This window comes from Burkholderia sp. CCA53 (genome assembly GCF_001685525.1).
GTDB classification, from domain to species: Bacteria; Pseudomonadota; Gammaproteobacteria; order Burkholderiales; family Burkholderiaceae; genus Burkholderia; species Burkholderia multivorans.
The window spans coordinates 501,086-521,304 of record NZ_BDDJ01000002.1; the positions used below are offsets into that span (position 1 = coordinate 501,086).

The following is a 20,219-nucleotide window of genomic DNA, read 5'->3' on the forward strand; positions in this document are numbered from 1 at the left end:
TGCTGGCTCGTGTGCCGGACATGGCCGTCCAACCGCCCGGCTTGTCGACGCTCGACCGGCCCGAGCCCGACCTCAGAACTTGTGACGCACCCCAACCACGACAGCCGTTTGCGCATTCGTGCTCGATTTTGACGAGAGGAACAACACGGCGGGAGCGTTGGATCCCGACGCTCGGATGTAGTTGGCGTACGCATAGACGTCCGTTCGCTTCGACAGGAAATAGTCGACACTCACCTGCCCCTGGTTCCAGTGCGGGTTCGAGACGACGCCACCGTAGCTGCCGTGCGTATACAAGTACGCAGCCGATACGAACAGGGCCGGCGTCAACTGGTACACACCGACAACGCTAAGGTTGTCCAGATGCAGGCTCGTGCTATCGAGATAGTTGTAGCGCACATCGGAAACGATGCCTCCGACGCGGAGTTTCTCGAACGCGTACTCGGCGCCTCCCGCGATCACGCGCTGTTTCCGTACGCCCACCGACGAACTGAGCGGGCTGGTATGAAACAGCTGGAATGGCGCGCCGGCATAGTCGTCGCTCACCGCACCGTTCGGATTGGCCGTGCCCGGATGGTCGATTTCGACGTAGACCAGCGCATATCGCTGCGTATGCCTGTCGAAATTGACGCCCGCACTGAACGCGCGGTTTTGCTGGAAACTGCCGGCCTTGTTGCTGAACGCATACAGCGATTCGAATCCGAAGCCGCCCCAGACCGGGCTTGCATACTTGATGGCGTTGCTGTAGCGGAAATTGCCTTCGATGTTGTCGTTGCTGCCGACACTGACGCCAAGACCGGGGCCCATCGCCTGTGGCTCGATGCGGTCCAGGTAGTCCCACAGCACGTCGTACTGTCGACCGAACGTAATTGTCCCGTACGTCCGGCTCGACAAGCCGACAAATGCCTGCCGTCCGAACATCCGCCCGCCTTGCCCGAGTTTGCCGCTGTTGCTGTCGAAGCCGTTCTCCAGGATTCCGACCGCTGACAGGCCGCCGCCCAGATCTTCCGTCACCTTGAATCCCAGGCGATTGTTCTGGTTGGCGCCGCTTATCATCGTCCAGTTGCTGTGGCCGCCCTGATTGCTGACATAACCGAGCCCGTTCGAGATGATCCCGTATAGGGTCACCGAGCTTTGTGCCAACGCCGAGGTCGACGCCATCACCGCGACCGCCAGTAGCCCTAACTTTAGCTTCATGATGGAACCTGTATGGTTGATGCGCCGCAACGGCGGCGCGATTTTCTTTTGAAAACAAAGCCCGGTTGGCGGATCCTGCTTGCGCCGACTATGACACTCCCCGCTGTCCGAAGACCCTTAGATCGGCTTGCCTTCGCTCGACGCCCAGTTCCTCATCAACTCGTTGCTCGGCAACGTCTCGTCTATCAGCTTCTTTGCCGTACGGATGCCGGCAACCGGCAGTCCCGTCGGATCGAGCACGCCGATCTGCACCAGAACCGAAGCCTGGTCCCAGTAAATATGCTCGTTGTACAGCTTGTCGCCGCGGAAGCAGATGACGGCCAGCATCGGAATCTCGATGTACTTGCCGGTGGGGGCGAGTCCGGGCAGCATCCAGTCGATCTCGCGATCGTGGGTGGCGCAGAAAATGAATTCATCGACGATGCGGTCTGCGCCGATGGTGCGCGAGATCGGAATGAAATGCGTGTCCTTCGGATTCGCGTGAACGAAGTGATACTTGTAGAAGCGTTTGAGATCGTCGTGGCCGACGCCTCCCGTCATGGTCGGCACATGGTTGACGTACGGTGCGGAAACCATGGTCGGCAAGATCGAATCGACATCGCGCGAATCGAATTCGTGATAGCAGTGCAGTTCCCACAGCGCATTCAGGTCATAGACGGGCCCGAGCACTTTACGCAACAGTGCGATGGTGCGCGAATAGGCCATCATCGCCGCCGGCTTGTCGAAATGCTCGCGCTTCGGCGTCGCGAACGCGTGATCGCACCCGGGATACACGTATTGCTCGACCGCAGGCAGCGCGCAAAGCGCTGACTGGATCGTCTCGCGCGTTGCCTCGGGGCACAGCGCGTCATTGCCGGCGAAATGAAACACCATCGGGCATCGGATCGAGGGTATATCGTCCAGATAGGCATCGAGCCCCACACCGTAGTAACTCACCGCGCAGTCGATATCAGTGCGGGCAGCCGCCAGCATCGCGAGCTTGCCGCCCAGGCAATAGCCTACGGCGCCGACCTTTCCAGCATGCTGGTCGAGCGAGCGGAGCGTCTTGATCGTCGATGCGATGTCGGTGATTGCCAGATCGACATCGAACTCGTCGTTATATCGCAGCGCCGTCGCGAAGTCCTCGCCGGTGTAGCCGAGGTTGACGCCGCGCTTCATGCGCCAGAACAGGTCGGGCACCAGCACGACATACCCTTCTTCGGCAAACCGATCGGCCGTTTCCTTCATGTAGTCGTTGATGCCGAAGATCTCCTGCAACAGGACCACACCCGGCCCGGACCCTTGACGGGGCCGCGCGAGGTACGCAGAGAAGGCTTGGCCGTTACCGGCGTCGATGTCGATGTATTCACCGTTCATGATCTGTTTCGTCCTTTGCTCAATGCAACGTAGTTACGATTTCCGCGGTCGCTCAAAGCGTCAAAAGGCGCGCGTGCAGTGCCTGACGATCCGCCGCGAGCGCACGTGCGATGTCTTGCGCCATCGCGCCCATGTAGACCTCGTCCGTTTCGCCTTCCAATGCTGCGAGCACGACGTCGACTGCTTCCCGTACCGCGATCTTCGGCGGCGGAACGTCCCGGCTCATTTCCGTGTCGATCGGTCCGGGCAGCACGGAGATAACGCGGACGTGATGCGGCGCGAGCTCGGCTCGTGCGCCTTCCGTCATTCGAAGCGCCGCGGCCTTCGATGCGCTCAGCGACGCCATGGACGGTAGCGCGACGCGCGCGAGTATCGACAGGATGTTGACGATGGCGCCGCCGTTCGTTTTGAGTGCCGGCGAGAACGCACGCATCATGTTCAACGTCCCGAAGTAATTCACTTCCATTTCGGCACGCGCCGCTTCGGCGTCATGGGCTTCCAGGACCGGCTGCATCCGGTTCAGCCCTGCGTTGTTGATCAAGAGCGTGATGTCCGTGGCACTCGCCGCCGCCGTCGCCACCTGCTCGACGTTCGTGATGTCCAGCTCGACCGGCACGACGCGCGGATCATCGCCGGCAAGCCGGCCGGCTTGCCTGACGCCCGCATAGACCTTGCGCGCGCCCCGCGCCAGCAACGCTTCAAGCAGTCCCGCACCGAGCCCGCGGTCGGCGCCCGTCACACATGCGACGCAGCCTTCAATTTGCATGACGATCTCCGGAGCTGGCGTCATCCACCAGATTGAAAAAGCGTTGCGCATTGACGCCGAGGATTTTCTCCTTCGCTGCTTCGCCCAGTTGCGGATGGTTCGCCGCCCACCCGGGCCAGCCGGAGCCGCGCGCCGAGGTGACGGGGTGGGCCGATCCGTGTAACGGATGCACGACGCCGCGAGCATGTCAATACGACGGCTGCCGTAACGACGCACCTCCCACGCAGCAGCCGAGCGGCGAGGTGACGGGAGACACCGTGCTTGTGCCCAAGCGCGTGGTCGAGCTGCTGCGCATCATCAATCGAGACGGAATCATCAAACGGGCTTCGGAATTGCAAGAGGTGTATCGCCTCGTCGACGCCGCCCGCGCCCAAGGAGGCGAATCGTGAGCAAGCCTCTCGCTGGCGCTCGATTGTTCGAAGCGCGCGGACGACGTGATCAGGCTATTGGCGTCCCCATGACGCTGCGCGGCAAGGGCAATTGGCCGGATTGGGCCCGAACTGCCTATGTGCGCGGCCACATCCACAACGCACCGTGGCGCGATGTGCTCGGCGCAAGTTCAACCCTCAAGGGCCAATCATGAAGATCACCGATGACATGCTGACGGAGTGGTTTCCGCCGCACATCAAGCCTGTCAATGAAGGCCTGTATCTGACGCGCATGACTCGTTACGTCGCACCCACGTATTGCATTTGGAGGGACGGAAAATGGCGCTTCAAAAACAATCCTGAAACTTCCTGCATCTTCCAAAATCGCCAATGGATTGGCCTGAAGGAGAAGCACCATGGATGAGCGCGAGATGTTCGAGGCGACGCTCGTCGAGCTGACAAAGCGCGATGAGGAAACGTTCGACAAGCCGTTCCCGAACGACGACATCAACGTGTTGTGGGCGATCTGGAAAGAAGCTCGCCGCACCACGCCCGACAGGGACGCCATCATCGAGGAATGCGCGAAGGTTTGCGACGAGTACGCGGCCGATCAATGGAGTCTGTACAAGGGGCGCGCGCCATACACGGGCAGCGAGCCGGGCCGTGCCGATCCCGACGTACAGGGTCGATCGGATGGCGCCGATGTTTGCGCATCCCGTATCCGCGAGTTGAAGACCACTCCGACCGCTGCGTCGAGCAGCGAGGCGACGGATACCGAACGTCTCGACTGGCTCGCGTGGACTGGAATCCGAATACGAAACGAGCATGCGAGCGGTTGTTGGTACCTGCAGGCGCCGTATCACACGAAAATCGCGTGTGTAGATGACTTTGAGCGCTTTGACACGTTCCGAGCCGCCATCGACGCCGCACGCACTCACGGACACGATTCGTGACCACGCCGAATCAAAGTAGCCGCTGAATGCGCCTGGATGCTATTGACCGAGCTTGCGGATGATGTTTCGCCCGAGGTCAACCCCAGCCGCTTGTGCTTCTTTAGCAGTAGGGTATGAATGGTCCGAATCGGCGCGACGGGGAACCACCGATGACCCGTCCTTATAAATTTCAACGCTCATAATCCACGCGCTGTTGACCGCGGGCTGCTCACAGTCGACGACTATGTGATAACCGTCGAACTCGTCGACAAAGTGTTCCATGCCTCTGCGCATGCATACCCCCGTGAAGATGTTGATGGTTGCGGTGCAACGTAGTTGCGCTCACCCGTACCGACTGAGCCATTCCTCCGAAAACTTCTTCGCGTAGGCAACCGCCTCGGCCTCTGTATCGAATTCGCCAAGCTTCCGGAAAGCAGCCTCCCGGCTGAATCCCAACTTCGTCACTTCGACCTGGGCGGCAAACTTGCCGGCCTCGGTCACGCGCGGCTCACAGTTCATCTCGTACCCGCGCATTACAAACTTCTTCTGCATTGGTTCAACGCCTTTTTGAGACAGGGGAATCGTAGCATGGTGAACTCACCTACTCACATCGCACCGGCCCCCTACGTCACCGTGGCACTCGCCGCGATGATCACGGGCCTGACTGAAAAAGCTATCCGCCGAAAAATCGAAGACGGAAAGTGGATCGAGGGCCGCGAGTATCGTCGATCGCCTGATGGCGGCATTTTCATTTCGCTTAAGGGGTACCAGCAATGGGTCGAAAAGGCGACGGCGTAGAGATTCGAGAAAAATCGATCCGGCTGTCCTTCGTTCTGGACGGCCGGGAAGAACGCAAAACGCTGAAGGTCAACGGGAAGCCCATGCTTCCCACGCCGGCGAATGTGAAATATGCGAAGCGCGTCGCGGCCGAGATCCGCGACCGGATTCGGCATGGCACCTTCGTCATGTCCGAATACTTCCCGTCGGATGGCGTTGCCACCTCGCTGCTCCTCGGAGATTGGCTCGACAGGTGGCTGGCTGCGCAGCGGATCGAGCGATCGACCCGAGACGGCTACGCGACGGCTATCAAATTCTGGAAGGAGACCGCATGCGACGAGGCACATACGAAGCCGCTCGGCGGCGTGTCGATCAGATCGCTCAAAGCGATACAGATTCAGACGGCGATCGCCAATCGCCCGGACCTGAGCGGGAAGACGATCAACAACTATCTGTCTGTCCTTCGCGCCGCTCTGGCGCTTGCTGTAACGGACAAGTTCATCGCGGAAAATCCCACCGAAGCCGTGCCGCGCGCGAAACATCAAAAGCCGACTCCCGATCCTTTTGATCGCGACGAGTCGGATCGAATCATTGCCGAGGCGGAGCGCGCGTACCCCGGGCAAGTCCACAACCTCACCGAATTTTGGTTCTGGACCGGCCTACGGACGTCTGAGATATACGGGCTCGAGTGGCCGCAGATTGACCTCGCCAGCGCCACAATGTTGGTCGCAAAGGCATACGTCCGTGGCGAGCAACTGGATCGAACGAAGACGAAGGTCGCTCGGCTCGTCCACTTGAACAGCAGAGCAATGGCGGCGCTGCAACGACAACGCCAGTTCACTCAAATGGCTGGGGGCCGGGTCTTCCTCGACCCGCGGTACAACGAGGTGTGGCACGACGAGGATGCGTTCCGCCGCACATACTGGGAACCGATGCTCAGGCGCCTCGGCATACGCTACAGGCGCCCTTACAACATGCGACACAGCTACGCGACGGCGATGTTGATGGTAGGGATGACGCCGGCGTTCTGCGCGAAGCAGCTCGGCCATAGCGTGGAGATGTTCCTGAATACCTATTCGAAATGGATCGACGGGAATCAGAACAGTCTCGAGATGGCGAGGCTCGAAAGCACGCTTACCTCCCGGAAACCTCCCCAAGACAAGGAGCGAATCTCGTAAGGCTTTGACTGGAAAGGAAAAATACTGGTGGGCCCGGCGGGGTTCGAACCCGCGACCAATCGATTATGAGTCGACTGCTCTAACCGCTGAGCTACAGGCCCTGGAGGAATGCGGAGCGTGCTACGTACGCCACCGGCAGAGACGCCGGGCCGGCATTGTAACAACAAAGGGAACAAACGCCACCGGCATCCGATGAATGCCGGCGGCGTTCGACAGGAAGAAGCCGAAAATCAGTTCCCTTCGAGGAACGACTTCAGCTTGTCGGACCGGCTCGGGTGACGCAGCTTGCGCAGCGCCTTGGCCTCGATCTGACGGATCCGCTCGCGCGTGACGTCGAACTGCTTGCCGACTTCCTCGAGCGTGTGATCGGTGCTCATTTCGATACCGAAACGCATCCGCAGCACCTTCGCCTCGCGCGGCGTCAGCGAATCGAGCACGTCCTTCACGACGTCGCGCATGCTCGCATGCAGCGCGGCATCCGCCGGCGCGACCGTGTTGGTGTCCTCGATGAAGTCGCCGAGATGGGAATCGTCGTCGTCGCCGATCGGCGTTTCCATCGAGATCGGCTCCTTCGCGATCTTCATGATCTTGCGGATCTTGTCTTCCGGCATCTCCATCTTCTCGGCCAGCGTCGCCGGATCCGGCTCGAGACCGGTTTCCTGCAGAATCTGCCGCGAGATGCGGTTCATCTTGTTGATCGTCTCGATCATGTGAACCGGAATACGGATCGTGCGCGCCTGGTCCGCGATCGAGCGCGTGATGGCCTGACGAATCCACCACGTCGCATACGTCGAGAACTTGTAGCCGCGACGGTATTCGAACTTGTCCACCGCCTTCATCAGGCCGATGTTGCCTTCCTGGATCAGGTCGAGGAACTGCAGGCCGCGGTTCGTGTACTTCTTCGCGATCGAGATCACGAGACGCAGGTTCGCCTCGGTCATTTCGCGCTTCGCCTGACGCGCCTTCAGTTCGCCGGCCGCCATCTGGCGGTTGGTTTCCTTCAAGTCCTTCAGCGGCAGCACGACGCGCGCCTGCAGATCGAGCAGGCGCTGCTGCTGTTCGCGGATCGCCGGGATGTTGCGCGACAGGATCGCGCTGTACGAATGGCCTTCGGCCGCGATCTTCTCGGCCCAGTCGAGGTCCGTCTCGTTGCCCGGGAAGCGCGCGATGAATTCCGAACGCGGCATCCCGCACTTGTCGACGACGATGTGCAGGATCTGACGCTCGACCTGGCGCACTTCGTCCACCTGCGCACGCAACGTGTCGCAGAGGCGCTCGACGGTACGCGCCGTGAAGCGGATCGTCATCAGCTCGCTCTGGATCGTTTCCTGCGCCTTCAGGTAGGACTTCGACTTGTAGCCTTCCTTCTCGAACGCGCGGCGCATCTTGTCGAACCACTCGCTGATCAGCGCGAACTTCTCGAGCGAGGCACGCTTCAGCGCTTCGAGCTGGGCGGCGTTGGCGGTCGCCTGCGCGGCGCCGTCATCGTCCTCCTCTTCCTCTTCTTCCTCTTCCTCTTCGACCTCTTCGTCCTCGTTCTCGATCTCCTCCGCTTCCTTCGCGGAGAAACCGTCCGTGTCGGTGTCCGAAGCGTTCGGATCGAGCAGGCCGTCGACGAGCTCGTCGACGCGAATCTCGTCGTTCGCGACGCGCTCCGCCATCGCGAGGATGTCGGCGATCGTCGTCGGGCATGCGGAGATGGCCATTACCATGTGACGCAGGCCGTCTTCGATACGCTTCGCGATCTCGATTTCACCTTCACGCGTGAGCAACTCGACGGTGCCCATCTCGCGCATGTACATCCGCACAGGATCGGTCGTGCGGCCGAATTCGGAATCGACGGTGGACAGCGCAACTTCCGCTTCCTCTTCGACTTCGTCGTCCGACGACGCGGCCGGCGCGTTGTCGTTCAGGAGCAGCGTTTCCGCGTCCGGCGCCTGCTCGTAAACCGCCACGCCCATGTCGTTGAACGTGCCGATGATGCCTTCGAGGGCTTCGGTCTCGGTGAAGTTGTCCGGCAGGTGGTCGTTGATTTCGGCGTACGTGAGGAAGCCGCGCTCCTTGCCGAGCTTGATCAGCGCGCGCAGCTTCACGCGGCGCTCTTCGAGCTCCTCGGCCGTGCCGGGCGTGCTCGTCGCGAACGCTTCCTTCAGCAGCGCCTTTTCCTTGGCGCGGCGGTCGCGCGCCTTGGACTTGCCCGGCGCAGCCGCCGCTGCGGGCTGCTCGTCGCTCTGATTTGCGTCGTCATCGACGGATACTTCGTTCAGCTTTTTCGTCATGGAGTTCGCCGTACCGGCTATATCGACTCGCGGCTGCTGGACGACAGCCGGTTGAACCGTGGGTGCATGAGTAGTACGTACTGCCGTTTCGTCCGCCGCGGCAGCCGCGTCCCTTGCGCTTTTCGCACTTGCCCGCTTCGCCGCCGGCTTGGCCGGCCCGGAGTCGGGTCTGGCGGCAGCCCGTGTTCTGGCTGCCGGCGCCGGCGCAGCTTGAGCAGTGCCGGCCGCGGTTTTCTTTCCTGCAGGGGTTGATGTAGCCGAAGACGTCGTCCTGGCGGAAGAAGCAGACTTGGCCGCTGTGACCTTCTTGGTCGGCTCCGTCGAGCCCTTGCCCGTTGCTTTCTTTCCGCCTGTCGTCTTTGCCATCGCGAATCTCGCCTCTGCTTAGAAAACAAACCGCTGGAAACCTTATATTATAGCACGCTGGGGAGCCTCTCTCCTGGCGCCCCGGCTGCCTACAGCCCGAGCCGACGTTTCATGTCGGTTCGCTGCCGGTTCAATTCCGTCAATTCGGCCAATTCCTCGGGGGTGAACGTGGATTGCCGCGCCAGCCGATCGAGCCGGTCGCAGCACGCGTCGTAGCGCATCTTCAGCACGGCCGCCTGCAGTTCCTCCCCGGCGATCCGTTCCTGTTCGCGCTGCCGCTCGGCCACCGCCTCGTCGTCCGGATTCTGTAACAGCAAATCGCGGACGTTTTCATCATAGTCCAGAATTTCGCGGAAAATTTCCTCGTACGTCCCGCTGTTCGGCGACGTACGCAGCACGTCGGACAGCAGCCGGAACTCCGCGCCGTCGCCGAGCGCGCGCGCGTGGTCGACGACTTCCGCAAAGAGTTCGCCGATGCGCGGCAGCGCGCGCAGCGTCGAGACCTGCTCGTCGTCGAGCGCCAGCGCGATACGCGGATGCATGACCAGCGTGCGCAACGCGCGCTTTTCGCTCTCCGTCACGCGCCGGCGATCGCTGCGCGCCGGCGCCTGCCGCGGTGCAGCCGCGATCCGCGCATCGACTTCCGACAGCGCCGCCACTTCCTCGAACGGAATATCGAGGCGATCTGCGATCATGTGCATGATCTGCGCGCGCAACGCATTCGCGGGCAGCGCCTGCAGCAGCGGCTTCGCGTCGAACAGCGCCTTCGCGCGGCCTTCGGGCTGGTCGAGCGCCTTGCCCGCAATTGCTTCGTTCAACAGAAATTGCGACAGCGGCATCGCACGCTCGACCTGGTCCGAGAACGCATCCGCGCCGAACTCGCGCACATAGCTGTCCGGATCGTGCTCGGGCGGCAGAAAAAGGAATCGGATCGTCCGATTGTCCGCCGCGTGCGGCAGGCAGGCCTCCAGCGCGCGACGCGCGGCGCGCCGGCCGGCCGAATCGCCGTCGAAGCTGAAAATCACCGTATCGGTCTGCCGCAACAGCTTCTGCACGTGAATCGGCGTGCACGCGGTGCCGAGCGTCGCGACCGCATTCGGAAAACCGAGCTGCGCCAGCGCAACGACGTCCATATAGCCTTCGACGACCAGCACGTACTTGCGTTCGCGGATCGCGAGCCGCGCCTCGAACAGCCCGTACAGTTCGCTGCCCTTGTTGAACAGCGGCGTTTCGGGCGAGTTCAGATACTTCGGTTCGCCGCTGCCGAGCACGCGGCCGCCGAAGCCGATCACCTGCCCCTTCACGTTGCGGATCGGGAACATGATCCGCTCGCGGAACCGGTCGTAGCGGCGCGCGGCGCCCTGCGCGTCGGTTTTCTCGCTGACGATCACGAGTCCGGACTCGACGAGCGCATCGTCGCGGTAGTCCGGGAACGCGGCCTCGAGGTTCTGCCAGCCGTCCGGCGCGTAGCCGAGCCCGAAGCGCGCGGCGATCTCGCCGGTCAGGCCCCGGTTCTTCAGATACTGGATCGCGGCCGGCGCGCCGCGCAACTGCTTGCGGTAGTAGTCGCACGCGGTCGCCATCACGTCGGAGAGCGCCGTCGCCACCGATTTCGATACGGGCGCCGGATAGTCGCCGCCCCCGCCGCCGCCGCGCGTCGACGGCTCGTGCGGCACGGTCAGACCGACCGACTGCGCGAGTTCCTGCACGGCTTCCGGGAACGTCAGCCCCGCGTGTTCCATCAGAAAGCCGATCGCCGTGCCGTGCGCGCCGCAGCCGAAGCAGTGATAGAACTGCTTCGTCGGGCTGACCGTAAACGACGGGCTCTTCTCGTTATGGAACGGGCACAGCCCCATGAAGTTCGCGCCGCCCTTCTTGAGCTGCACGTACCGGCCCACCACGTCGACGATATCGACGCGGTTCAGCAAATCCTGCAGGAACGAATGCGGAATCACCGTGGGATCGAGCGAAAGAGGACGATACGACGCCCGACGCACGCTGCCGCGCGCCGGATAACGCGACTTACTTCGACAGCGCGGCCTTGACCTGCGCGGACACGGCCGTCATGTCGGCGCGACCCGCGAGCTTGCCCTTCAGCACGCCCATCACCTTGCCCATGTCCTGCGGGCCGGCTGCGCCCGTCTGCGCGACCGCCGCCTGCACTTCGGCAGCCACTTCGGCGTCCGACAGTTGCGCGGGCATATAAGCGCTCAGCACCGTCAGCTCGGCCTGCTCCTTCGCGACGAGGTCGTCGCGGCCGGCGGCCTGGAACTGGCTGATCGAGTCCTTGCGCTGCTTGATCATCTTGTCGATCACGGCCGTGATGCCGGCGTCGTCGAGGGTGACCTGATCGTCGACTTCGCGCTGCTTGATGGCAGCCATCAGCAGGCGGATCGTCGCGAGACGCTCGCTTTCCTTCGCGCGCATCGCGGTCTTCATGTCATCGCTGATCTGCTCTTTCAAACTCATCTTTCACCCGAGATGGAAACGTGGACGCGACGCCCGCCAATGGGCGTCAACACAAAAACCCGCTTGGACAGTGTCTCAAGCGGGTTGCTCGAATCCGGCATCGGCGACTCGCTGCCCGGTCGCGCGGGTTTCGCCGGTGCGCCGCTCGGCCAAGCGCGCGGCGCCCAATCGTTCAGTACAGCTTTTTCGGCAGCATCTGGCTGCGGATCCGCTTGTAGTGACGCTTCACCGCCGCAGCCTTCTTGCGCTTGCGCTCGGCCGTCGGCTTCTCGTAGAACTCGCGCGCACGAAGCTCGGTCAGCAGACCGTTCTTCTCGATCGTGCGCTTGAAGCGACGCATGGCAACTTCGAACGGCTCGTTTTCTTTAACGCGAATGATCGTCATGATCCGACACGAATAAAGGTTTGCAGGGAAAGATTAACGAGTATAGCAGAGGCTTTGCACAAAGGCACTAAGACGTCAAGCACCGCGAGCGAACTCCGCGGCGGCCTTGCCGGCGGCCTGCCCGGATGCCCACGCCCACTGGAAGTTGTAGCCGCCGAGCCAGCCCGTCACGTCGACCGCCTCGCCGACGAAGAACAGCCCCGGCACGCGTGCGCTCATCATCGTCGCCGACGACAGCTCGCGCGTATCGACACCGCCCTTCGTCACTTCGGCCTTCTTGTAGCCTTCGGTGCCGTTCGGCGTCAGCGTCCAGCCGGCGAGCGCGTCGCCGATCTGGCGCAGCACCTTGTCGGGCAGATCTGCGAGGCGCGCGTCGGCGGCCACGCGGTGCGTGTCGAGCCACACGTGCGCGAGCCGCGACGGCACCCAGTCCGCGAGCAGCGAGCCGATCTGCCGCTTCGACGTGCGCTTCGCCTCGAGCAGTTCGGCCACGGCGTCGCGCTGCGGCACCAGGTCGATCCGGATCGGCTCGCCGGGGTGCCAGTAGCTCGAAATCTGCAAGATGCCGGGTCCCGACAGCCCGCGATGCGTCAGCAGCAGATCCTCGACGAATTCGCCGCCGCGCTTCTTGTCGCCGGTCGACACGCGCACCTCGAGCGACACGCCGGACAGCGCCGCGAACGGCGCCCAGTCCTGCTGCGCGAACGTCAGTGGCACGAGCGCGGGCCGCGTATCGACGAGCTTGTGGCCGAACTGCTTCGCGAGCCGATAGCCGAAGTCGGTCGCGCCGATCTTCGGGATCGACAGGCCGCCGGTCGCGACGATCAGCGCGCGCGCACGGATCGCGCCCGCCTGCTGCGTGTCGAGCGTGAAGCCGTCGTCCGCGGCGTGACGCACGGCGTCGACGACGACCGGCCGGCGCCATGCGATGCCGCCTGCGTCGCATTCGTGCTTGAGCATGTCGATGATCGCGTCGCTGCCGTGATCGCAGAACAGCTGGCCCTTGTGCTTCTCGTGCCACGTCACGCGATGCTGCTTGAGCAGCGCGAGGAAGTCGCGCGGCGTGTAGCGTGCAAGCGCCGAGCGCGCGAAGTGCGGATTGGCCGACAGATAGTTGTCCGGGCCCGCATGGAGATTCGTGAAGTTGCAGCGGCCGCCGCCCGAGATGCGGATTTTCTCGGCGAGCCGCGGCGCGTGGTCGATCAGCACCACGCGGCGACCGAGTTGCCCGGCCACCGCGGCGCTCATCATGCCGGCCGCGCCCGCGCCGATCACGGCGATGTCGTAAGTTTCCATGGCGCGGATTGTACCCGCCCGGCACCGCGTCCGGGCCCGGCGCGAGCGGCGGCGGGCCCTTGCCTGCTATACTTTCCGGTTACTCGATATTCCTGCGGCGCGCTCGATGCAGCGCGCCGCGCCCGCACCCATGCTCGTTCTCGGCATCGAAAGCTCCTGCGACGAAACCGGTCTCGCGCTCTACGACACGCAGCGCGGCCTGCTCGCGCACGCGCTTCATTCGCAGATCGCGATGCACCGCGACTATGGCGGCGTCGTGCCCGAGCTCGCCTCGCGCGATCACATCCGGCGCGCGCTGCCGCTGCTCGAGGAAGTGATCGCGAAAAGCGGCACGCGCCGTGAAGACATCGACGCGATCGCGTTCACGCAAGGCCCGGGGCTCGCCGGCGCGCTGCTGGTCGGCGCGAGCATCGCGAACGCGCTCGCGCTCGCATGGAACAAGCCGACCGTCGGCATCCACCATCTCGAAGGCCATCTGTTGTCGCCGCTGCTCGTCGCCGAGCCGCCGCCGTTCCCGTTCGTCGCGCTGCTCGTGTCGGGCGGTCATACGCAACTGATGCGCGTGACCGACGTCGGCGTGTACGAGACGCTCGGCGAAACGCTCGACGACGCGGCCGGCGAAGCATTCGACAAGACGGCGAAGCTGATCGGCCTCGGCTATCCGGGCGGCCCGGAAGTATCGAAGCTCGCGGAAACCGGCACGCCGGGCGCCGTCGTGCTGCCGCGCCCGATGCTGCATTCGGGCGATCTCGATTTCAGCTTCAGCGGCTTGAAAACGGCCGTGCTCACGCAGATGAAGAAGTTCGAAGCGGCGCAGCTGTCGGGCGATGCGCTGGCGCGCGCGAAGGCCGATCTCGCACGCGGCTTCGTCGATGCGGCCGTCGACGTGCTCGTCGCCAAATCGCTCGCCGCACTGAAAAAGACCAAGCTGAAGCGGCTTGTCGTCGCGGGCGGCGTGGGCGCGAACCGTCAGTTGCGCGCCGCGTTGTCGGCTGCGGCCGCGAAGCGCGGTTTCGACGTGCACTATCCCGATCTCGCGCTGTGCACCGACAACGGCGCGATGATCGCGCTGGCAGGCGCGCTGCGGCTCGCACGCTGGCCCGACCAGGCCAACGTCGACTATGCATTCACGGTGAAGCCGCGCTGGGATCTCGCGTCGCTCGCACGCTGAAGCGCGCGCCGCACGATTCGCGCACATGAAAAAGGCCGCTGCTGCTGCGGCCTTCTTAATTCGACGCTCGCGCCGCGCCGAAGCGGGCGCGTAGTCGGTCGCGCGTTACGCGGCGTGCCGCTTGTCGCGCTCGATCAGCGCATACGCGCTGTGATTGTGAATCGACTCGAAGTTCTCCGCTTCGAGCACATACGCGACGATGCGCGCATCCGCATCGAGACGTGCCGCGACGTCGCGCACGAGGTCCTCGACGAACTTCGGATTCTCGTACGCACGCTCGGTGACGAACTTCTCGTCCGGCCGCTTCAGCAGCCCCCACAGCTCGCACGACGCCTCTTCTTCCGCGATGCGGATCAGCGCCTCGACCGGCACGTCGGCCGCGAGTTCGGCGTCGATCGTCACGTGCGAGCGCTGGTTGTGCGCACCGTACTGCGAGATCTTCTTCGAGCACGGGCACAGGCTCGTCACGGGTACGAGCACCTTCAGGAACAGACGGGTCTCGCCGTTGCGGCTTTCGCCCGCGAGCGTCACTTCGTAGTCCAGCAGACTCTGCACGCCCGACACCGGTGCGGTCTTGTTGACGAAGTACGGGAACGTCACTTCGATGCGGCCGGCTTCCGCCTCGAGCTTCTCGAGCATCGACGCGATCATCGCGCGGAAGCGCTCGATCGTCAGCGGCGCGCGGTTCTCCTCGAGCAGCGCGACGAACCGCGACATGTGCGTGCCCTTCTGCTCGGCCGGCAAACGAACGTCGAGATTCCAGACGCCGACCGTCGGCTGCACGTCGCCGCTTTCGGTGAGCACCGTCAACGGATGCCGGACCGCCTTCACGCCCACGCGCTGAATCGGAATCTGACGGGTATCCACCGTGCTCTGCACGTCGGGCATCACGAAGGCGGGATTCATCTGGTTCATCTTGTTCAATCCTTGTAAGCCGCGCGTTCGACGACGCGCACGCCGCATCATGCGGCAGCCGGAAAAGCAACATGGGCCCGCAGGCCCATGTTTTTCCGCATCAATGAAGACCGGTTGCGCCAGTAGCGCCGATGCCGCCCTCGGGCGGCGCCGGCTCAGGCGACGCGCTTTGCCTGACCGGCAACGCCGGTTGCCGGGTTCAGGAAGCGTTCGCGAATCGATTTCGCGATACCCGCGCCGTCGAGGCCGCAGAGCGACAGCAGCTTCGCGGGGTCGCCGTGATCGATGAACTGGTCAGGGAGGCCCAATTGTAGTACGGGTCGGATAACCCCACTCTCCATCAGGGCTTCGACGCAGGCCGAGCCTGCCCCGCCCATCACACAGCCTTCTTCGGCGGTGACGAGGAAGTCGTGCGTCTCCGCGAGTTCGCGCACGAGCGCGGCGTCGAGCGGCTTCACGAAACGCATGTTCGCGACGGTTGCATCGAGCTCTTCGGCCGCCGCCAGCGACGGCGCGACCATCGTACCGAACGCGAGGATCGCGATGCGCTTGCCTTCCGGCTGCGACGTGCGGCGGCGCACCTCGCCCTTGCCGATCGGCAGCTCGGTGAATTCCTTCACCGTCGCGACGCCGGTGCCCGCGCCGCGCGGATAACGGACCGCGGTCGGGTTCGGCTGCTGCAGCGCGGTGTGCAGCATCTGACGGCATTCGTTCTCGTCGGATGCCGCCATGATCGTCATGTTCGGAATGCAGCGCATGAACGCGAGATCGTACGCGCCCGCATGCGTCGCACCGTCGGCGCCGACGAGGCCCGCGCGGTCGATCGCGAACACGACCGGCAGGTTCTGCAGCGCGACGTCGTGGATCAGCTGGTCGTACGCGCGCTGCAGGAACGTCGAATAGATTGCGACGACGGGCTTCAGCCCTTCGGTCGCGAGGCCGCCGGCGAACGTGACCGCGTGCTGTTCGGCGATGCCGACGTCGTAGTAGCGATCTTTGAAGCGCTTCTCGAACTCGACCATGCCGGAGCCTTCGCGCATCGCGGGCGTGATGCCGACGACGCGCGAATCGCGCTCGGCCTCGTCGCACAGCCACTCGCCGAACACCTGCGTATACGTCTTCTTCGCGGGCGTCGCGGACGGCTTGATGCCTTCGGCCGGATTGAACTTGCCGGGGCCGTGATAGAGCACCGGATCGGCTTCGGCGAGCTTGTAGCCCTGCCCCTTCTTCGTGACGACGTGCAGGAACTGCGGGCCGCGCAGCTCGCGGATGTTCTGCAGCGTCGGGATCAGCGAATCGAGATCGTGACCGTCGATCGGGCCGATGTAGTTGAAGCCGAATTCCTCGAACAGCGTGGCCGGCACGACCATGCCCTTCGCATGCTCCTCGAGCTTGCGCGCGAGTTCGAGCACGGGCGGCGCGACGCTCAGCACGCGCTCGACGCCCGCACGCGCGGCCGCGTAGAAGCGACCCGACATCAGACGCGCGAGATGGCGGTTCAGCGCGCCGACCGGCGGCGAAATCGACATGTCGTTGTCGTTCAGGATCACGAGCAGTTTCGCGTCCTCGGACACGCCGGCGTTGTTCATCGCCTCGAACGCCATGCCGGCCGTCATCGCGCCGTCGCCGATCACGGCGATCGAGAAACGGTCGTCGCCGTTCAGCTGGCTGCCGATCGCCATGCCGAGCGCGGCCGAGATCGACGTGCTCGAATGCGCGGTGCCGAAGGTGTCGTATTCGGATTCGGAGCGGCGCGGGAAGCCCGAGATGCCGCCGAGCTGGCGCAGCGTCGGCATTTCGTCGCGGCGGCCGGTCAGGATCTTGTGCGGGTAGGTCTGGTGCCCCACGTCCCAGACGATGCGATCGTTCGGCGTGTTGAACACGTAGTGCAGCGCGATCGTCAGCTCGACCGTCCCGAGGTTGGACGACAAATGGCCGCCCGTCTTCGACACGCTGTCGAGCACGAACGCACGCAGTTCATCCGCGAGCGGTTGCAGTTGGCGACGATCGAGGCGGCGCAGGTCCGCCGGGTCGTCGATGGTTTTCAGCAAGTCGTACATCGTCGTTCCATTGTAGGAAATCAAACGCGCCCGCATTCTGTTGCACGCACCCGTAGCGTGTGCGCGGCGGCGGGCTTTCGCGTCAGCTGACCCGGTTCACTACCAGGTCGGCAAGTTCGGCGAGACGCTGCGCGCGTGCGCCGAACGGTTTCAGCGCACCGTGCGCTTCAGCGCGCAACTGCGCGGCGAGTTCGCGCGACGCATCGAGGCCGAGGATCGATACGTAGGTCGGCTTGTCGTTCGCCGCGTCCTTGCCGGCCGTCTTGCCGAGCGTCGCCGAATCGGTCGTGACGTCGAGAATGTCGTCGACGACCTGGAAGGCCAGACCCACGGCCCCCGCATAGACGTCGAGTGCAGCCATCGTGTCGGCCGACGGCGTCTCGCCGGCCAGCGCGCCCATCCGCACCGCCGCGCGCAGCAGCGCGCCCGTCTTCATCCGGTGCATCGTTTCGAGCTGCTCGCGCGTCAGCTTGATGCCGACGCTCGCGAGATCGATCGCCTGGCCGCCCGCCATCCCGAGCGAGCCGCTCGCGAGCGCGAGCTCGCGCACGAGCGCCGCCTGCTGCACCGGCGACAGGGCAGCCGCGTCGGTCAGCGCGACGAACGCCTGCGACTGCAGCGCGTCGCCGACCAGCAGTGCGGTCGGCTCGTCGTACTGCACATGCACGGTCGGCTTGCCGCGACGCAGCGCGTCGTCGTCCATGCACGGCATGTCGTCGTGCACGAGCGAGTAGACGTGGATCATCTCCAGCGCCGCCGCCGCCGCATTGCGCGCCGCCTCCGTCGCACCGGTCAGTTCGCCTGCCGCATGGCACAGCAGCGGGCGAACGCGCTTGCCGCCGCCGAGGACCGCATAGCGCATCGCTTCGTGGAGTCGTGCGGGCACCACGGTGTCAGCCGGCAGATAGTGGCCGAGTGCGTCCTCGACGCGGTCTAGCACGGACCGCATCCATTGTTCGAATGTCATAGATCGTCGTCTTCGCCGTCCGTGGCGGCCGCCGGCTTCAGCGTCGCGCCGTCGAGCACGCGAACCTGCTGCTCCACTTTCTCGAGCTGCTGTTGGCAAAACGCAACAAGGGCTGCGCCGCGGCGATACGCCGCCAGCGAATCCTCGAGGCTCAGCGCGCCGCCTTCCATCCGCGCAACCAGCGTCTCGAGCTCCGCAAGCGCTGTCTCGTAATTGTCCGGCAACGGTTCGGCGCCGTTGCCGGGCGGCGTCGCGCCTGGGGATGCGGTTTTCGCCATGGACGAGGGTGTCAAATTTCAAAACAAGTCGGACATTCTACGGCAAAAGAGAATTTTCCGACCTGCGGACTTGGGCGCGCGGGCCGGACTCCGGCCCCGACTTCGGCCCACATTGTGCGCCCGCCCCACGTCGCCGGACAAAAAATTGACACAAATCAGGCACTTAATGCTGGCCTTACGGGGCGAACCGGGTATAATTCTCCGTTTCCCTAAATCGATTTTTCGATGGTTGGGTTGTTCACTGCTTTCACGCTATCACCGGGAGTGGGAATGTCCAATCTGAGCGATGCGCTTCAGTTGAAGTCGGCTCACAGCCAGCTTCCAGTCACTGCATACTTCGATGAGGCGCTGCTTGCGCGCGAGATCGAAACCCTCTTCAAGAAAGGACCGCGTTACGTCGGGCACGAACTGATGGTGCCCGAGGCGGGCGACTATTTTGCGCTGCCGTCCGAGAAGGAAGGCCGCGTGCTCGTGCGCAATCAGGCGAACGAAATCGAGCTGCTGTCGAACGTCTGCCGCCACCGGCAGGCGATCATGCTGAACGGCCGCGGCCATACGCAGAACATCGTGTGCCCGCTGCACCGCTGGACCTACGACCTGGAAGGCCAGCTGCTGGGCGCGCCGCACTTCCCCGACAAGCCGTGCCTGAACCTCGGCAAGACGCCGCTGCAGAACTGGCAGGGGCTGCTGTTCGAGGCCGAAGGCCGCAACGTCGCGCGCGATCTGGCGAACCTCGGCACGAAGCATCACTTCGATTTCTCCGAGTACCAGTTCGATCACGTCGAAGTGCACGAGTGCGATTACAACTGGAAGACGTTCATCGAGGTGTACCTCGAGGATTACCACGTCGTCCCGTTCCACCCGGGCCTCGGCAATTTCGTGTCGTGCGACGATCTGAAATGGGAGTTCGGCGACTGGTACAGCGTGCAGACGGTCGGCGTGCACAACGCGCTGGCGAAGCCCGGCAGCGCGACGTACCGCAAGTGGCACGAACAGGTGCTGAAGTTCCGCGACGGCGTGCCGCCGGAGTTCGGCGCGATCTGGATGGTTTACTATCCGGGCCTGATGATCGAGTGGTATCCGCACGTGCTCGTCGTGTCGTGGCTGATTCCACGCGGCCCGCAAAAGACGACCAACATCGTCGAGTTCTACTACCCCGAGGAAATCGCGCTGTTCGAACGCGAGTTCGTCGAGGCCGAACGCGCGGCGTACATGGAAACGGCGGTCGAGGACGACGAAATCGCGATGCGGATGGACGCCGGCCGTCGCGCGCTGATGGAGCGCGGCGAGTCGCAGGTCGGCCCGTACCAGAGCCCGATGGAAGACGGCATGCAGCACTTCCACGAGTTCCTGCGCCGCCAGCTCGGCGATCTGTAAGCCGCGCACGCTGCGGCATCCGCATGACGAAAAGACGGGCTTCGGCCCGTCTTTTTTTGTTTAGACTTGGCATATCGGGCCGTTT

Annotated in this window: 22 protein-coding genes and 1 tRNA gene; 8 read left to right on the forward strand and 15 right to left on the reverse strand. The window is 63.8% G+C overall.

Annotated elements, in window-relative coordinates; genetic code table 11:
* Nucleotides 1-72 precede the first annotated feature (72 nt).
* The 3 genes from BCR55_RS18715 to BCR55_RS18725 all read right to left on the reverse strand — a co-directional run bounded on the left by BCR55_RS18715 (nucleotide 73) and on the right by BCR55_RS18725 (nucleotide 3,316).
* A complete protein-coding gene (locus tag BCR55_RS18715; RefSeq protein ID WP_244104668.1) occupies nucleotides 73-1,194 on the reverse strand; it encodes a porin in 1,122 nt (373 codons plus the stop codon).
* Nucleotides 1,195-1,311: 117 nt separating this feature from the next.
* Nucleotides 1,312-2,550 carry a dienelactone hydrolase family protein gene (locus BCR55_RS18720; protein ID WP_065495398.1) on the reverse strand — a complete coding sequence of 413 codons (1,239 nt, stop codon included), beginning with the start codon at nucleotides 2,548-2,550 and terminating at the stop codon, nucleotides 1,312-1,314.
* A gap of 52 nt (nucleotides 2,551-2,602) precedes the next feature.
* Nucleotides 2,603-3,316, reverse strand: coding sequence for an SDR family NAD(P)-dependent oxidoreductase (locus tag BCR55_RS18725; RefSeq protein WP_006404109.1), 714 nt, complete (start codon nucleotides 3,314-3,316; stop codon nucleotides 2,603-2,605).
* A 257-nt stretch (nucleotides 3,317-3,573) separates the two neighbouring features.
* Between BCR55_RS18725 and BCR55_RS33805 the strand changes: the two genes are divergently transcribed.
* Genes BCR55_RS33805 through BCR55_RS33525 form a run of 4 tightly spaced genes read left to right on the forward strand, consistent with a single transcriptional unit; the run spans nucleotide 3,574 to nucleotide 4,637 of the window.
* A complete protein-coding gene (locus BCR55_RS33805; RefSeq protein ID WP_302622084.1) occupies nucleotides 3,574-3,705 on the forward strand; it encodes a hypothetical protein in 132 nt (43 codons plus the stop codon).
* A complete protein-coding gene (locus BCR55_RS32595; protein ID WP_139094057.1) occupies nucleotides 3,702-3,899 on the forward strand; it encodes a hypothetical protein in 198 nt (65 codons plus the stop codon). Before BCR55_RS33805 ends, BCR55_RS32595 begins: the two co-directional genes overlap by 4 nt.
* On the forward strand, nucleotides 3,896-4,108 hold the full coding sequence (locus BCR55_RS31200) for a hypothetical protein (protein ID WP_083211844.1): 213 nt from the start codon (nucleotides 3,896-3,898) through the stop codon (nucleotides 4,106-4,108). The genes BCR55_RS32595 and BCR55_RS31200 overlap by 4 nt, the downstream gene beginning before the upstream one ends.
* On the forward strand, nucleotides 4,101-4,637 hold the full coding sequence (locus tag BCR55_RS33525) for a hypothetical protein (RefSeq protein WP_254661853.1): 537 nt from the start codon (nucleotides 4,101-4,103) through the stop codon (nucleotides 4,635-4,637). The genes BCR55_RS31200 and BCR55_RS33525 overlap by 8 nt, the downstream gene beginning before the upstream one ends.
* 39 nt (nucleotides 4,638-4,676) lie before the next feature.
* Here the strand turns inward: BCR55_RS33525 and BCR55_RS33935 are convergent, their stop codons facing one another.
* Together BCR55_RS33935 and BCR55_RS18740 are read right to left on the reverse strand one after the other, a co-directional pair.
* Nucleotides 4,677-4,910 (reverse strand): DUF6566 family protein, encoded by a 234-nt coding sequence (locus BCR55_RS33935; protein ID WP_353738059.1) that lies wholly within the window; start codon nucleotides 4,908-4,910, stop codon nucleotides 4,677-4,679.
* Nucleotides 4,911-4,958: 48 nt separating this feature from the next.
* A complete protein-coding gene (locus BCR55_RS18740) occupies nucleotides 4,959-5,168 on the reverse strand; it encodes a hypothetical protein (protein ID WP_048996081.1) in 210 nt (69 codons plus the stop codon).
* 36 nt (nucleotides 5,169-5,204) lie between these two features.
* Between BCR55_RS18740 and BCR55_RS18745 the strand changes: the two genes are divergently transcribed.
* A complete protein-coding gene (locus tag BCR55_RS18745) occupies nucleotides 5,205-5,414 on the forward strand; it encodes an excisionase (protein ID WP_048996079.1) in 210 nt (69 codons plus the stop codon).
* Entirely contained in the window at nucleotides 5,390-6,571 is a 1,182-nt protein-coding gene (locus BCR55_RS18750) for a site-specific integrase (RefSeq protein ID WP_048996075.1), read from the forward strand. The genes BCR55_RS18745 and BCR55_RS18750 overlap by 25 nt, the downstream gene beginning before the upstream one ends.
* Before the next feature lie 25 nt (nucleotides 6,572-6,596).
* Here BCR55_RS18750 and BCR55_RS18755 read toward each other — a convergent pair.
* The 6 genes from BCR55_RS18755 to BCR55_RS18780 form a co-directional block, all read right to left on the reverse strand.
* A tRNA-Ile gene (locus BCR55_RS18755) sits at nucleotides 6,597-6,672 on the reverse strand.
* Between the two features lie 129 nt (nucleotides 6,673-6,801).
* Nucleotides 6,802-9,216: an RNA polymerase sigma factor RpoD gene (rpoD, locus tag BCR55_RS18760; RefSeq protein WP_080596176.1), complete on the reverse strand. Its 2,415-nt coding sequence runs from the start codon at nucleotides 9,214-9,216 to the stop codon at nucleotides 6,802-6,804.
* 89 nt (nucleotides 9,217-9,305) lie between these two features.
* Complete coding sequence (gene dnaG / locus BCR55_RS18765; RefSeq protein ID WP_065495400.1) at nucleotides 9,306-11,171, reverse strand: DNA primase; 1,866 nt, start codon at nucleotides 11,169-11,171, stop codon at nucleotides 9,306-9,308.
* A 67-nt stretch (nucleotides 11,172-11,238) separates the two neighbouring features.
* A complete protein-coding gene (locus BCR55_RS18770; RefSeq protein ID WP_006404124.1) occupies nucleotides 11,239-11,685 on the reverse strand; it encodes a GatB/YqeY domain-containing protein in 447 nt (148 codons plus the stop codon).
* Between the two features lie 172 nt (nucleotides 11,686-11,857).
* Nucleotides 11,858-12,070, reverse strand: a complete 213-nt coding sequence (gene rpsU / locus BCR55_RS18775) for a 30S ribosomal protein S21 (RefSeq protein WP_004190342.1) — start codon at nucleotides 12,068-12,070, stop codon at nucleotides 11,858-11,860.
* A 75-nt stretch (nucleotides 12,071-12,145) separates the two neighbouring features.
* The gene (locus BCR55_RS18780; RefSeq protein WP_258178719.1) at nucleotides 12,146-13,375 is read right to left on the reverse strand and encodes an NAD(P)/FAD-dependent oxidoreductase; all 1,230 of its coding nucleotides are present in this window, start codon (nucleotides 13,373-13,375) and stop codon (nucleotides 12,146-12,148) included.
* A gap of 121 nt (nucleotides 13,376-13,496) precedes the next feature.
* On the opposite strand from BCR55_RS18780, the gene tsaD reads away from it, so the two are divergent.
* Nucleotides 13,497-14,537, forward strand: a complete 1,041-nt coding sequence (tsaD, locus tag BCR55_RS18785; protein ID WP_053298894.1) for a tRNA (adenosine(37)-N6)-threonylcarbamoyltransferase complex transferase subunit TsaD — start codon at nucleotides 13,497-13,499, stop codon at nucleotides 14,535-14,537.
* Nucleotides 14,538-14,642: 105 nt separating this feature from the next.
* Here the strand turns inward: tsaD and folE2 are convergent, their stop codons facing one another.
* From folE2 to BCR55_RS18805, 4 genes are all read right to left on the reverse strand, one after another.
* Nucleotides 14,643-15,452: a GTP cyclohydrolase FolE2 gene (gene folE2 / locus BCR55_RS18790; protein WP_035487909.1), complete on the reverse strand. Its 810-nt coding sequence runs from the start codon at nucleotides 15,450-15,452 to the stop codon at nucleotides 14,643-14,645.
* Nucleotides 15,453-15,607: 155 nt separating this feature from the next.
* The gene (gene dxs, locus BCR55_RS18795) at nucleotides 15,608-17,512 is read right to left on the reverse strand and encodes a 1-deoxy-D-xylulose-5-phosphate synthase (RefSeq protein WP_006399453.1); all 1,905 of its coding nucleotides are present in this window, start codon (nucleotides 17,510-17,512) and stop codon (nucleotides 15,608-15,610) included.
* 82 nt (nucleotides 17,513-17,594) lie between these two features.
* On the reverse strand, nucleotides 17,595-18,479 hold the full coding sequence (locus tag BCR55_RS18800; protein ID WP_065495403.1) for a polyprenyl synthetase family protein: 885 nt from the start codon (nucleotides 18,477-18,479) through the stop codon (nucleotides 17,595-17,597).
* Nucleotides 18,476-18,757, reverse strand: coding sequence for an exodeoxyribonuclease VII small subunit (locus BCR55_RS18805; protein ID WP_006399451.1), 282 nt, complete (start codon nucleotides 18,755-18,757; stop codon nucleotides 18,476-18,478). Before BCR55_RS18805 ends, BCR55_RS18800 begins: the two co-directional genes overlap by 4 nt.
* Nucleotides 18,758-19,027: 270 nt before the next feature.
* Between BCR55_RS18805 and BCR55_RS18810 the strand changes: the two genes are divergently transcribed.
* Nucleotides 19,028-20,134 (forward strand): aromatic ring-hydroxylating dioxygenase subunit alpha, encoded by a 1,107-nt coding sequence (locus BCR55_RS18810; protein WP_006399450.1) that lies wholly within the window; start codon nucleotides 19,028-19,030, stop codon nucleotides 20,132-20,134.
* The last annotated feature ends 85 nt before the right edge of the window (nucleotides 20,135-20,219 follow it).